Raw genomic sequence first — 13,987 nt, 5'->3', positions numbered from 1 at the left:
AAAAAATAGAAACACACAATTTTAGTCACATTTGTTGTACTTTATTTCTCTAAAAACTGTAACAAATGTTTTGGGTTGTTGTCCTATTCTTTGTTACTATCATAAATAACCATCAATCAACGAACTGTCATGCAAGTTTCTACTCCCAGCAACAAGCCCCAAAATCGTATTGAAATCATAGATGCCCTTCGGGGTTTTTCATTAGCTGGAATTGTTATTGTCCACCTAGTGGAAAACTATATTGCGGCCCCACCTCCCACTGCGTTCAATGAAGCAGTCCACCAAGGAATCGGTGATAACATTGTGGATGGGTTTATCGGTCTCTTCCTGCGAGGAAAGTTTTTTGCGCTTTTTTCCTTTCTTTTTGGACTAAGTTTCTTCATTCAAATGGAAAATGGGGCGAAGAAGGGGAACAATTTTGCGGGTCGGTTTCTCTGGAGGTTGATTCTCCTTCTGATCATAGGATATCTGCATAGTCTTTTCTATGCTGGAGATATTTTGACGATTTATGCTATGTTGGGAGTTTTATTGATTCCTTTTTATAAAATCGACAACAAGTGGATTTTGGGCATTACAGCGCTTTTGTTTATTGGTTTGGGGAGATATGTTGTCTTTTATTTCACGGGTGGGTCGAATCTAGTTGGAGATATGGACATGACACCCGATAGTCCCTCGGTTTTGGCTTATTTCGACATATTAAAAAACGGTTCAATAACTGATGTTTTTGCAACCAACGCCTATGACAGCCATTTGAACAAGGCAAATTTTCAATTGGGTATATTCGGTCGTGGTTATTTAACTTTTGGATTCTTCCTTTTAGGGTTATTGGTTGGGCGAATGCGATTTTTTGAAAGATACCAAGAGCTCGGCAAGCTGATTAAACGTACCTGGATTTGGTCCTTGGTCTTATTTGTAGTTTCTGGTGGATTAATGGCGGTTACCTTCGGGAGCATGGGGCCCAATGTAACATTCGATAAATGGATCGCCATGTTTGGTTTAACGGCATATGACCTAAACAATATTGCCATGACCTTTTTACTGATTAGCATATTTGTAATTCTCTACAAACGTACCAAGCCCAGAAAATGGCTATCAAAATTTGCTCCATACGGTCGTATGGCCTTGACCAATTATTTTTTCCAAAGCGTTTTGGGCACATTTATATTGTTTGGATGGGGGCTTGGCTATTTAGGGGAACTCAGAAACATCTATACCTTTGGTATCGCTTTGTTGGTCATTGCCCTTCAAATGATCTTAAGCAACTGGTGGTTAAAGAAATTTCGATATGGTCCTCTGGAATGGCTTTGGCGAACCGGAACTTTTTTACGGAAATTTCCTCTTAAAAGATAATCCGAGGACTTTTACCGCGTATTTAACGACTTACCCAACATTGTCAACTCTTCATCGATTTTGGGAAAATAAATAGGTCATGGCTATCGTTTTATTCTGAAATTTGAACGTCCCAAATCGGTAGTACATGAACCTAATCGCCAGCATACTCAATTGGAAACGATGCAATATTGCCACCTTGCTGGTGCTCACAATTCTGGTGGTCCTTAACTTTTATGGGGTTTACACCAATAAGTTTTACTTCACCAAACCGGACAATTATATATTTCCATTGTTAAGTCTTGTCCATTTCCTTTATTTGTATGTGATATGGTTCAAGATCACTGAAGATGAATTGCCAGATCCCAAAATGCGCAATCTAGAGTATGCGCTATATGCGGTAATGGTGGTATATCTTTTTAAGATTTATGATAGCGCTATGATCATCGGATCTATTTCGGATTATCAAGAACACGTAATACCGAGTACATTTTTACCAATTGGTGTTTTGATCCTGGTATTATATTGCCTATTGTTCTTATTGAGTCTCCTCTCTTTTTGGCATAGAAAGCGACACATTGGAGTTTACAATTTTGAAAACTTCAATGACAACTTAAACATGTGGCAATAGGCTAAAGTCCGCGGATATAACTTCCGTAGAGGTCCTTAAATTGATATCCCTCAGTGAAACGGTACTTGCTCAGTTTCTTGTGCGATACCAGTCCCCATAACAAAAACTCTTTCAAAAAATAGGAATCTTGTTTGCTTGTATCAGGCTGATACTCATTAAGTAGATGATTGAGCGGCGTAACAGAATCCAATTTTCGCTTATAGGCTTCATCTGAATCTTCATCCAAAAGCTCGAATCCTTCACCATCAAAAAACCAGGCGATAAGATTGTCGTAAGGACTTTCTGCATCTTTGTGCTCAAGCTTGTCAATTTTTGGGAAGTATTTACCAAATAACGTCTTTATGGAATCTTCAACCAACGTCTCTGCAACAGAACCGGCCCCCTCCTGCTCACCTTCATACACCAGCTCTATCTTTCCGGTAATCGATGGAATTACCCCCATAAAATCGCTTAACCGTACCGTGGTCTCCGCATCCCCAGATTTTAGGGCACGTCGTTCAGCGGTACTCAAAAGGTTCTCAAATGCGGTAATGCTCATTCGGGCACTAACCCCACTTTTAGCATCTACAAACTCACTGTTACGGGCCTCAAAACTTATTTGCTCCAGAATATCCATGGCCATTTCAGGGATATGTATGGATTCCTTTTGGCGAGCATCCATCTGCGCCTCCTGTTTCGTGATTTTTTTGGCAATCTCAACCGTATCCGGGTAATGGGTCAGAATTTGAGAACCAATTCTATCTTTTAATGGGGTAACAATGCTGCCCCTATTTGTATAATCCTCGGGATTTGCCGTAAATACAAACTGAAGGTCCAGAGGCAACCTAAGCTTGAAACCACGAATTTGTATATCACCTTCCTGCAATATGTTGAAAAGCGCTACTTGAATTCTTGCTTGAAGGTCCGGTAACTCATTGATTACAAAAATACAACGATTAGCGCGAGGTATCATTCCAAAATGGATTACACGATCATCAGCATATGAAAGTTTTAGATTAGCGGCCTTTATAGGGTCGACATCTCCAATGAGGTCAGCCACTGTCACATCGGGTGTAGCCAATTTTTCGTAGAAACGCTCTTCACGATGCAACCATTCAATCGGAGTTTCCTCACCTTTTTCCTTGATCAACTCCTTGGCATATCTCGAAATGGGTTCAAACGGGTCGTCGTGAATTTCCGAACCTGAAATCACGGGAATCCATTCATCCAATAACTGCACCATCAAACGCGCCAGTCGTGTTTTTGCCTGTCCCCTAAGCCCGAGGAGGTTGATGTTGTGCCTTGATAAAATCGCACGTTCCAACTCTGGGATGACCGAATTTTCATAGCCCCAAATACCTTTAAAGGTTTCTTCACCATTGGCTATTTTTTGCAGCAAATTATCACGCAGTTCATCTTTGATGCTCTTGCTTTCGTACCCAGACTTTTTTAGTTGCCCTAGGGTTTTGATATCGTTGAGGTTTACTTTCTTCATTATAGCGATGCTATCCTTTTATTCTTTTTTTTCTGTTTTGTTCGTAATCTTCCAAAATCATCTCACCGAGCCCTTTGAGCCCTGTGTAAAAGGCCTTGCCCTTATTGGCTTTGGTAAACTCCCTTACAAATTGCATTAAATAAGGGTCTTGGGCAATCATAAATGTGGTAATCGGAATATGCAATTTTCTGGCCTGTTGTGCCATACCATAGCATTTTTCTACAATATAATCGTCTAGGCCTACACTATTCTTGTAATATTCGCCATTGGGTAATCTCAAACAGGACGGCTTTCCATCGGTAATCATGAAAATCTGTTTGTTCGTGTTTCGCTTTCTACGCAACATGTCCATAGCCAATTGTAAGCCCGCTACAGTATTGGTATGGTAAGGTCCCACCTTCAAGTATGGCAAATCTTTTATCGGAATGGGCCAGGCGTCGTTCCCAAAGACCAAAATATCAAGGGTATCCTTGGGATACCGGGTGGTAATCCATTCTGCCAGGGCCATGGCTACCTTTTTCGCAGGAGTAATTCGGTCCTCGCCATACAAAATCATGCTATGGCTGATATCAATCATAAGAACCGTGCTCATTTGTGCCTTGTATTGGGTGTCTTCCACCACTAAATCGTCCTCTTTGAGTGTAAAGGCATCCATTCCGTGGTTGATTTGCGCATTTTTAAGACTCTCCGTCATGGAAATCCGTTCCAGAGAATCTCCATAGCGATACTCTCGAAATTCCCCTGTATGCTCATCACCACTTCCAAGCTTTCCAGTTTTATGGTCTCCCGAGCCCCTTCGTTTCATCTTACCGAAAATCTGGTCCAAAGCCCTTTGACGGAGCATCCGCTCTAGCTTGGACGTAATGGAAAGACCACCGCCGTTACCGTCACCTTCCTCCCCTTCTCCTTGCTCACCATCAGTATCGAACTCCTCTCTGATGTAACCTTTAGCTTTTAAATCCTCAATAAAATCATCAATGGTGTAGTCATCATCAGTAAGCTCGTATTCCTTATCCAATTCACGAAGCCAATCCAAGGCCTCTTCCACATCGCCAGAGGTATGGGTCACCAATTCTTGGAAAATCTCGAAAAGCTTTTCAAAAGGGGTCTGATCAGGCGCTTCGTAGGTAGTAAAACGAAACCCTTTTCTTAAATTCATAGCCATTATATAAAAATAAGACATTTGCTCTTATTGACTTTGCATTTAGAAAAAACTTAACGCCCTTCATGCCCACCGTTGATGTTGAATGATATGTTTATTGGTTTTAACAGCACTCCTCCCTTATGGAGCGGTACACAGTTCGGTGTGGGTCAGTTCGATTTTCCTAGTGTGGATTTCGAGAATTTTTCACCAAAAAGCATCCCTGGGAATATAAGACTGGGACATAAAATGGAACATGTTTTTGCCCAGTTGATTGAATGGGAGGGTTCTTATGAAATTTTACTACAAAACATCAGTATAAAAAATGGAAAGAACACCATTGGAGAGATTGATTTTGTTCTGAGTGATCAAAAGCGGGATTCTTTTTTACATGTCGAATTGACCTATAAGTTTTACATCATTGACCCTAGCATTTCCGAACCCATACATCGTTTGATGGGTCCCAATCGTAGGGATATGTTCTTCACCAAACTGGAGAAAATCAAAAAAGAGCAATTTGCCTTGGTTCAAAAGGAAGAAGCGAGGCAGAAATTGCTGGAAAGAAACGTGGACCTCGAAAATCTAGAGCAATTTGTTTGTTATAAGGCCCAACTTTTTCAACCGTACGAATCAGAGAAAGTACATATCCGGCCTCTAAACAATGCTTGCGTAGTTGGTCACTGGCTTCGATTTAAGGACTTTGAGGGATCTGCATTCAGTTCCTATCAATTTTATATTCCGTTCAAACAAGAATGGGTCATAGCTCCTCATGAAAATGTACAGTGGAGCTCCCATTTTGAAATCTTAATGGAAATCAATCTGAGAATGATAAAGCAAAATGCGCCGATGGTTTGGATGCGTAAATCGCAAAACGAGTTTGAGAAATTCTTTGTGGTTTGGTGGTAGAAAAAAAGCCTTCCGTTTTCAGAAGGCTTTACCATGTACCGATCAATCAACCTAACGTTTAAAAATGTATCGTGTGATAAAAATACCATTCGCATCACCTTTTCCTCCGGCGCTCTCCACAGCACTGGTAACAAAGGCCAATTCCCAACCCTCAGAAATCATATCGTTTATTTTGGAGGATAAGAGTGCATCGTTGGCCGCAATGTTCTGAAACCGAATTCCTCCGAGGTTAAAAAAGTTCAATAATTTTGTTTCTTCAAAGTTCTTCACCCTGATATCACTCCTACTTGATTTGTTTCTCGTGTTGTCCTCCTCGGTTTGGACACTGGTGTACTCCTTGTAATCCTTATCTTCTTGGGCGGTAATAATCCTTGATCGGCCCAACCCACTGGGTACTATGGATTCCACACTGGTAATTACTTTGTACTCCTGGGCATGTACTCCGTACAAGGCTGTTATTCCAAAAACTACAGTTGCTACTATTCGCTTCATTAACTTTATTTTTTTATGTTGTCTTAAAGACAGATAACATTTTTCAGGGTTGCATTCTGTTGAAAATCTGTTTGCACTTTTGAGAATACTTTAACAATTGTTCCAAATAAAAAGTGCCGGGCGCTAGCAACCCGACACTTTCACATCAAACCAACCTAAACTTGACTTTTCAACTTACAGTCTGACTATTCTCAATTGGAACTTTGTTCATTTTCCACAAAGGTGTAGCTGGTTTTTACCATCTCAGTTAATCGGAAATATCCAAAAGCATAATTATCCGGATTCGTCTGATTGATACAATTGCCTTTTACCGCTACCGGGGTGGTTTCAAATATTCCTACCCCTCCCAATTGGTCAATAAGAATCTTAATATAGTCATAGTAAGGTCTGGAGATTCCGTACATTTCAATATTGACCACATCTCCAGGTTCAAAGGGCTCTATGTCATCGTCGTCGTCAATTTCATACCACCAATCAATTTCATTGCCATTGACAAATTCATCTTCAGCGACTTCTAAATCGGGCAAAAGGTCCCCTTCTCTTTGAAATTTGAACAAATAATTATCTCCTTCCTCTGGAGGGTCGGTGAACACCACATGTACCTCCAAGGCTTCATCATCAAAACCATCTTCTCGATCCTGAAAAACATTTGTGATGTTGGTAACGGATGTCATGGTTTCGCGCGCGGTATATACCTCGTTATCATAATCAATGCGAAGAGAATAGGATTGCCCCAATATCGGCTGAAAGCTTGTTGTTCGATATTCACCATTGTTTTGATCCGCGAAAATATAGCTGGCACCACTAGTTTCATTAGTTACCACTACGGATGCCCCTGTAACATCGGTAACATTGTTTGTATCAAAGAATGGAGTTGATTTTCGTAATCGAATAGTCTGTATGTTGCCCGTTGTTCCTTTTTCCCAATCTAGGGAAGCTTCAACTACCAAACGTTCGGGTCCGTTTTGTACTTCTACATCAACTACATCAGTGCAGGAAGCAAAAACAGCAACTACTAAGGTTAATGCAATTTTTATGATCTTTTTCATTGGTCTAAAATTTAAAGTTGTACGTCAATGAGGGCACTATCCCAAAAATGGCAGTTCTGGTTGCTTCGTTGGCTCCAGTCTCCAAATTTTGACCGAAAGAAATGGAAGCTGCATTTTTTCTGTGGTACAGATTATAAATACTCAATACCCATTCGCCTTTAAAGCGTTTGTTTTGATATTTTCTTGGTTTAAAGGTGGCCGATACATCCATGCGATGGTAGGCTGGTAAGCGGTCTGAATTGCGAGGTGCATAACTGGCAATGGACAAATCTTCATATTGATATTGACCATTGGGAAAAGTTACAGGCCTTCCTGTTTGAAAAATCAAATTTGCACCAAAGCTCCATTGGTCATTCCATCGATAGGAACCTGTAATGGAAATATCGTGCGTTCTATCGAAAAATGTATTGTACCAATTGCCTCCGTTGATTCCTGGACCTCCAGCCATACCCCCAGGTGTACGCTGTTCAGATTTTGAAAGTGTGTAGGCAATCCAACCTGTCAAATCCCCTTCATTTTTTCGTAATAGAAGCTCCAATCCGTAGGCTCGCATTTCACCATTCAAGATTTCTGTTTCAATGGTGTTCTGACCAATCAGTTCTGAGCCATCTATGTAATCGATTCGATTATTTACAGTTTTGTAATAAGCTTCCACCTCCAACGAATAGCTCTTATCCAAAAAGTTTTGGAAGTAACCTAAGGCATATTGGTTTGACAGTTGAGGCTTAATGAAGGGTCCACTGGGTGTCCACACATCCAAAGGAGTTACAGAGGAGGTATTCGATAATAAATGAATGTACTGCGCTGCTCTTGAAAATCCCATTTTTAAGGAAGAGTTTTCGTTCAAGAGATAGGCCAACGAAACTCTAGGCTCCAAATTACCAAAAGTCTCAATGGCTTCCCTTCGGGAAAAATCTGTTTCTCCAATAGCCTCGCCCCTTTCGTAAATGCCAAGCTCAGAATTGTATATAACTGGTTGTCCATTGGCATACTCCATAATGGGTTGTCCTCCCAGCCGCGAAAAAGAACTGTACCGTAAGCCATATTGCGCAGTAAATCTATCTGTTAGTTTATGCTCTGCGTTGATATAGACCCCCGTTTCAAGTGCCCTTTTTTGGTCCAACGTCAATGGATTTACAGGTGAGTCTGGTGAGGTAGGCTGTACCTGTCCAGGGTCAAAATCATAATAAATACCATTGGCTCCAAAGTCAAGCGAAAAGCTGTCGTTTAAGTAATACTTTAAATCGTATTTAAGATTATAGTTGGTAATCGACGAAACCCATTCAAAATCATCTTGGTCAAAATTTAAGTCATAATCGTATCGACTTACTATGGCGGAAAGATTAGAAAACAATCGGTCATTAAAGATATGGTTCCAGCGTAGGTTTCCCGAGCCATTGCCGTAACTATTTTCAAAAATACCGGCAAAGTCAAAAGCATCCCGGCCAAAATAGCCACTCAAAAAGAGCTTGTTGTTTCGGTTAATGCTGTAGTTGGTCTTTAGGTTCAAATCGTAGAAGGAAACCCGATTGTCCTCTCCCGCTGCTGCTAAAATCAAATCCACATAAGAACGTCGACCTGCTATTAAAAAAGATCCATTGTCACCAAAGATTGGCCCTTCTGCAGTCAGTCTGCTGGAAATGACCCCAACACCTCCGGTCAGGGCAAACTTTTTACTGTTCCCATCTTTTTGACGGATGTCCAATACAGAGGATACCCGACCTCCAAAGCGTGCTGGAATACCTCCTTTATAGAGTTTTACATCTTTAATGGCATCAGCATTGAAGACCGAAAAAAAACCAAACATGTGGGAGGTGTTGTAAATAATAGCTTCATCCAATAAGACAAGGTTCTGGTCCTGCGCCCCACCTCGAACATGAAAGCCTCCCGTGCCTTCGCCATTATTGGTCACCCCTGGCAACAATTGCAGTGATTTCAAAACGTCTACTTCACCCAAAACCACGGGGGTTTGTTTGATGGTTGCTACGTTCATTTTCAAAACGCTCATTTCGGGTTTGCGCAAGATGGCCCGTTCAGGTTCTTCTGCGGTGACCACAACTTCCTCGAGTTTGGTAGAAAATTCGGAAATCTCAACGTCATGCTTGAGGTCTTGGTTTAAATGGACTTCAATATTCATGTCGGTATAGCCCATATACGAGATATTGAGTACATACTCTCCTTCTGGCGCGGTTATGGAATAAAAACCATACTCGTTGGTTACTCCCCCAATGGTGGTTCCGGTGAGAAAGACAGTGGCCCCAAAAAGGGTCTCCCCATTGCTTTTGTCGGTAATGGTGCCACTGATGGTATGACTACTTTGGCCCATAACGAAAAGGCAGCCCATAAAATAAGCCCAGAGCAACCAAACTATGGTTTTAAGTGCTGGACTCAGGTGTTCTTTACTGTTCATGTTTTTGATTTTTGATGGTTTTAAGATTTTCACCACCAAGAGACAGGTGAAAAAATTAAGGGTTGCATTCAAGATGAAATTTTAATCCTGATCAAAACTTTTTCTAAGCATGTGCAACCCTTTACTTTTGTTGTTGTCTTTAACTCAGAAGGCATCAACCTTAACCTTTGGAAACCGACATTCGATTTACACATCAAACCCTGGTCGAACAGTGCAAGACCGGCAATCCCAGTTCGCAATACGAACTGTATAGCCTGTATGTAGACGCCATGTTCAACGTTGGGCTTCGGTTTTTGGGTAATAAGGAAGATGCAGAGGATGTTGTACAGGACAGTTTTGTGGACGCCTTTAAAAAACTGCACAGTTTTAAGTATGAAAGCAGTTTTGGTGCTTGGCTTAAACGAATTGTCATTAACAAAAGTATCAACTACCTAAAGACCAAACGTGTCGCTATAGTGCCGATGGAGGCACACGAGTTTCATTTGGCGGACGAAGAGCCCATTGAAGCCGATGCTGTTGATCTACAGAAGGTAAAGATGGGCATCGCAAAATTGCCGAACGGATACAAACAGATAATTAATCTGTATTTGATTGAGGGTTATGACCATGTGGAGATTGGGGAAATACTTGGGGTTTCGACCAGTACCTCAAAATCACAATATCACAGGGCAAAGAAAAAATTATTGGAAATCATAAGCGAATTGTAATGGACAATTTTGAAAAGCATATTCGGGAAAACACCGCGCAATTTGATGAGCACAAAGCGAATCGCGACAAATTATGGGCGAATATCTCCGAAGAGTTGCACAAACCAAAAACTAAGGTAATTCCACTTTGGAAACGCCCATTACTTCGAATTGCTGCCAGTGTAGCAGTAGTATTGGGTATTGCTACCATGGGCTTTTTGCTAGTACCAAGGACGACCATGGAAAACCAATTTGTCTCTGAAGAATTACTGGAAATAGACATGCACTATCAAAGCTTGGTGTCGTACCAAGTACAATTGGTACAGGACAATCCCAATCTCTCTGAAATGGATAAGCAAGAGTTTTTGTCCTTTATGGATGAACTCGATGCCGAATACGAGACTCTTCGCAAAGAGATGCGAAAAAACCTTGACAATGAGCGCGTGCTTGAGGCCATCGTGGCCAATTACAAAAAACGTATTGAACTCATTGAAAATCTATTACGCCAAATAAACGATGCTAAAAAACCCGATGAAGATTATGGCTATACATTATAAAAAACTCCTGTGGATGGCCTTTACACTGTTCTCGGTACTAATAAGTACCGCCCAGGAAAGGGTATCCAAAACCATTGAGAAAAGTTTTCCACTTACCAATTCAGGTGAGCTGGAGTTGGAAAACAAATATGGCAACATCACTGTGACAGGATGGGAACAAGATAAAGTTTTGGTTAAAATCGATGTTAAGGTAAACCATAGAAGACGAGATAATGCCCAAGATTTGTTAGGAAGGATAAACCCAGAATTCAAATCAAGTAGTGGCTATGTTTCCATCACTTCGGAGATTTCCAACAAGAATACTGGCTGGTTTGCCGATTTGTTTAACCGCACCAATCCTATTGATATTGACCGGAGCCGAGTACAAATTGATTATGAAGTTTTTCTTCCAAAAAAAGCGGAACTTAAAGTGACCAACCGGTTTGGTGATTTGGTTATTGAAGGATGGAGTGGAGAATTAAGTACTCTGATTGAGCATGGTAACCTTTGGTTGAATGATGACTTGAACAAGGCTGACATCCTTTTAAAGTTTGGTAAAGTCAGAGCGCGAAACCTAAATTATGCCAGTTTAAACCTAAAGAACGGCGAATTGGACATGGAAAACTCCAAAAATCTGCGATTGAACAGTAGCGGCACCGAAATACAACTGGGTTCGGTAAATACCTTGGAAATCTATTCCAATAAAGATGACCTTACCATAACAGAAGTGGGTGCAATTTACGGGAATCTAAAATTCAGTACCCTGAATTTGGAACGCTTGACCGGAGGTGTCGATTTAACCATGAAGATTTCGGACTTTAAGGTTACCCAGATTAAGGGCCAAGAGACCGATATTGCCATAGAACAAGAGTCTTCCGACATTAGTTTGACCGTGACCGATTTTTCTCATCGATTTAATGCAACGATAGAACAAGGAGTGGTCCGATTGCCCAAATCTTTTGAAAATGTAAAATCTGATATGTTGGACAAAGGTCGAAAGCTTAGAAAAATTGAAGCCACCTATGGCAAAGGCAAAGAAGGGACCATAACTATTAATGGAATTAAAGGAATTGTGACTATACGTGAAAAATCTTTGTGAAAGTGCAACCCTTTAAAAATTCCATTGTCTTTAAAGGAAATCAATCAAAACAGCCTATAATAATGAACAGTCAAAAAATAATAATCCCTGTATTTCTTTTTCTCTTCTCACTTGTATTAAAAGCGCAAGACGATGAAGGGAATTACATAACCTTTAACGACCGTAGAAATGTAGTGCACGGCGTGTACATGGGCATAGGTATTGGGTATGGCGAAATTGAAGGAGAGGACACTTACATCGGAAGCTTTAAGGTGGCCTATGTGGCCAATCAGCAGTTCGAAGTAGGGTTTTTGGCCAAAGGACTGTATTCCAGACAAAACATTTTTAATCCTAGAAGTGGTGACAACGATGATTTATTTGCAGGTTACGCAGGATTTCATTTAGAACCCATCCTCTTTGGAAAATCAGCCGTTAGCCTCTCCTTTCCCTTTTTCATTGGTGGCGGTGCTGTAGGGTACGTGGATCGCGATATTGTGGAAAACGAGGAGGATTTCGACTTTGATGATGATGATTTGGATGCAGTTTTTGTATTGGAACCTGGAGTAAGCGCTCTTTTTAATATTTCGAGATACGCGCAAATAGAAGCTGGGGTAAAATATCGATTCTCCAGTAAAATTGAATTGACCGACAGTCCTATAGACCGAATCAATGGTTTTAGTACTGAAATTGGTATCAAACTGGGCATTTTTAATATGGGTAGAAACCGCTATAAAAAACAATTGGACTGATGAAAAACAGAAGAAAAAAACGGCCATCAGCTATTCAGACCCAAATAGTTTACTCAAAAAATGAGGTCGTATTTACCAAAGACGACAAAGAGAATTGGTTTCCCATCCACTTCAATTGGGTACCAATACGAATAGGATAAACAACTTTAAACATAAATCAAATGAAAACAAACATAATATATGGCCTTGTGTTGGCCACTGGTTTTTTATTGGCTTCATGCGACACGGAATCAATCAAAGTTTCCAATGAAGTCTCAACCCGGGAATATTCATTTACGGATTTCGATGAACTGGAAGTTTCAGGTGATTTCGATGTCTTCGTTCGGTTTTCGGATACCGAGGAGAGCATTACAGTTGAGGCTAATACCAACGTTCAAGATAGAATCATCGTTTCAAAAGGCGAAAATCGGTTAAGAGTACAATTGGAAAATAGAGTGAGTATTCGTGGCAATGCCACTTTAAAAGTATATATCACTACGCAAAACATTTCCAGCTACCGCATTTCGGGGGATTCCTTTGTTGAATTGGAAAATGTCCTGCTTTCCACAAATGTTTCGATAAATGTTTTGGGAGACAGTCGCTTCTTGGGGGAAGTAGATACAAACAACCTCTTAATAGACATCAACGGAGATTCTGAAGTGGATGTATTTGGAGAGGCCAGCAGATTGAATGCGGATTTAAGTGGCGATAGTGAGTTAAGGGATTACGATTTATCCATTGAGGATCTTATTCTAACGCTGAGCGGGGATAGTATTGCTTTTCTTTCGGTTGCCAATACCATCGATGTGAATGCCACTGGAGACAGTGAATTGAACTATCGGGGCGAAGCAGAAATCGTTCGTCAACGATTATCTGGAGATGCCAGAATAAACAAACGCGATTAAATTGTTTGCTGTTTGCTTGCAGTTACTTGTGCCGACTTTTCAAAAGCACAACCACATCATTCAAGGTAAATCCCTTTGCTTTTAGAAGTATTAGGTAATGAAAAAGTAGGTCCGCACTTTCATTCAAGAAAAGGGAGTCATCATTATCCTTGGCTTCAATAACCGTTTCCACCGCTTCCTCCCCTACTTTCTGGGCAATCTTATTGATGCCCTTTCTGAAAAGCGAAGCAACATAGCTGGTTTCGTCTTGGCTATTTTCCTTTCTGGAAGCAATGATTTCCTCCAATTTTGAAAGAAAGCCAAAGTTCTGTTCATTACTTTCTCCCCAACATGTATCGGTTCCCTTGTGACAAGTGGGACCTTCGGGATTTACTTGAATCAAAAGCGTATCGGAATCGCAGTCTTCTTGTATGTCTACCAAATGCAGGTAGTTCCCGCTTTCCTCGCCCTTGGTCCACAGTCGGTTTTTACTTCGGCTGAAGAAGGTGACTTTTTGTGTTTCTTCCGTCTTTTTCAAAGCCTCATGATTCATATATCCCAGCATCAAAACAGTTTTTGTAGTGGCATCTTGAATTATTGTTGGAATCAATCCATTGGGACTCTTATCAAAATTCAGGTTCAT

At 40.8% G+C, this 13,987-nt stretch carries 14 protein-coding genes; 8 read left to right on the top strand and 6 right to left on the bottom strand.

Annotation, left to right across the window (positions count from 1 at the left end; all coding sequences use genetic code 11):
- Positions 1-129: 129 nt before the first annotated feature.
- Together EW142_RS02875 and EW142_RS02870 are read left to right on the top strand one after the other, a co-directional pair.
- Positions 130-1,350: a DUF418 domain-containing protein gene (locus EW142_RS02875; RefSeq protein ID WP_130609392.1), complete on the top strand. Its 1,221-nt coding sequence runs from the start codon at positions 130-132 to the stop codon at positions 1,348-1,350.
- Positions 1,351-1,477: 127 nt separating this feature from the next.
- Positions 1,478-1,960 (top strand): hypothetical protein, encoded by a 483-nt coding sequence (locus EW142_RS02870; RefSeq protein WP_130609389.1) that lies wholly within the window; start codon positions 1,478-1,480, stop codon positions 1,958-1,960.
- A 1-nt stretch (position 1,961) separates the two neighbouring features.
- Here the strand turns inward: EW142_RS02870 and EW142_RS02865 are convergent, their stop codons facing one another.
- Both EW142_RS02865 and EW142_RS02860 read right to left on the bottom strand, forming a co-directional pair.
- Entirely contained in the window at positions 1,962-3,434 is a 1,473-nt protein-coding gene (locus EW142_RS02865) for a MoxR family ATPase (protein WP_130609386.1), read from the bottom strand.
- A 10-nt stretch (positions 3,435-3,444) separates the two neighbouring features.
- Entirely contained in the window at positions 3,445-4,599 is a 1,155-nt protein-coding gene (locus tag EW142_RS02860; protein ID WP_130609383.1) for a vWA domain-containing protein, read from the bottom strand.
- A 75-nt stretch (positions 4,600-4,674) separates the two neighbouring features.
- Here EW142_RS02860 and EW142_RS02855 point away from each other — a divergent pair, with 75 nt between their 5' ends.
- Entirely contained in the window at positions 4,675-5,481 is an 807-nt protein-coding gene (locus EW142_RS02855) for a DUF1853 family protein (protein ID WP_130609380.1), read from the top strand.
- Positions 5,482-5,532: 51 nt separating this feature from the next.
- On the opposite strand, the gene EW142_RS02850 is transcribed toward EW142_RS02855, so the two are convergent.
- The 3 genes from EW142_RS02850 to EW142_RS02840 all read right to left on the bottom strand — a co-directional run bounded on the left by EW142_RS02850 (position 5,533) and on the right by EW142_RS02840 (position 9,432).
- A complete protein-coding gene (locus tag EW142_RS02850; RefSeq protein WP_130609378.1) occupies positions 5,533-5,973 on the bottom strand; it encodes a hypothetical protein in 441 nt (146 codons plus the stop codon).
- Between the two features lie 191 nt (positions 5,974-6,164).
- Positions 6,165-7,022 carry a DUF4249 family protein gene (locus EW142_RS02845; protein ID WP_130609375.1) on the bottom strand — a complete coding sequence of 286 codons (858 nt, stop codon included), beginning with the start codon at positions 7,020-7,022 and terminating at the stop codon, positions 6,165-6,167.
- A 4-nt stretch (positions 7,023-7,026) separates the two neighbouring features.
- Positions 7,027-9,432: a TonB-dependent receptor gene (locus tag EW142_RS02840; RefSeq protein ID WP_130609372.1), complete on the bottom strand. Its 2,406-nt coding sequence runs from the start codon at positions 9,430-9,432 to the stop codon at positions 7,027-7,029.
- A 167-nt stretch (positions 9,433-9,599) separates the two neighbouring features.
- Here EW142_RS02840 and EW142_RS02835 point away from each other — a divergent pair, with 167 nt between their 5' ends.
- From EW142_RS02835 to EW142_RS02815, 5 genes are all read left to right on the top strand, one after another.
- Complete coding sequence (locus EW142_RS02835) at positions 9,600-10,139, top strand: RNA polymerase sigma factor (protein WP_240740144.1); 540 nt, start codon at positions 9,600-9,602, stop codon at positions 10,137-10,139.
- On the top strand, positions 10,139-10,675 hold the full coding sequence (locus EW142_RS02830) for a hypothetical protein (protein WP_130609369.1): 537 nt from the start codon (positions 10,139-10,141) through the stop codon (positions 10,673-10,675). The genes EW142_RS02835 and EW142_RS02830 overlap by 1 nt, the downstream gene beginning before the upstream one ends.
- 13 nt (positions 10,676-10,688) lie before the next feature.
- Positions 10,689-11,753: a hypothetical protein gene (locus tag EW142_RS02825; RefSeq protein ID WP_130609366.1), complete on the top strand. Its 1,065-nt coding sequence runs from the start codon at positions 10,689-10,691 to the stop codon at positions 11,751-11,753.
- Between the two features lie 62 nt (positions 11,754-11,815).
- Positions 11,816-12,481: a hypothetical protein gene (locus EW142_RS02820; protein WP_130609363.1), complete on the top strand. Its 666-nt coding sequence runs from the start codon at positions 11,816-11,818 to the stop codon at positions 12,479-12,481.
- A gap of 161 nt (positions 12,482-12,642) precedes the next feature.
- Positions 12,643-13,365, top strand: a complete 723-nt coding sequence (locus EW142_RS02815; protein WP_130609360.1) for a GIN domain-containing protein — start codon at positions 12,643-12,645, stop codon at positions 13,363-13,365.
- A gap of 22 nt (positions 13,366-13,387) precedes the next feature.
- Here the strand turns inward: EW142_RS02815 and hisIE are convergent, their stop codons facing one another.
- The gene (hisIE, locus tag EW142_RS02810; protein WP_130609357.1) at positions 13,388-13,987 is read right to left on the bottom strand and encodes a bifunctional phosphoribosyl-AMP cyclohydrolase/phosphoribosyl-ATP diphosphatase HisIE; all 600 of its coding nucleotides are present in this window, start codon (positions 13,985-13,987) and stop codon (positions 13,388-13,390) included.

It is taken from the genome of Flagellimonas allohymeniacidonis (genome assembly GCF_004296335.1).
In the GTDB taxonomy this organism is placed as follows: domain Bacteria; phylum Bacteroidota; class Bacteroidia; order Flavobacteriales; family Flavobacteriaceae; genus Flagellimonas; species Flagellimonas allohymeniacidonis.
This window is presented reverse-complemented; position numbering and strand designations above follow the sequence as displayed.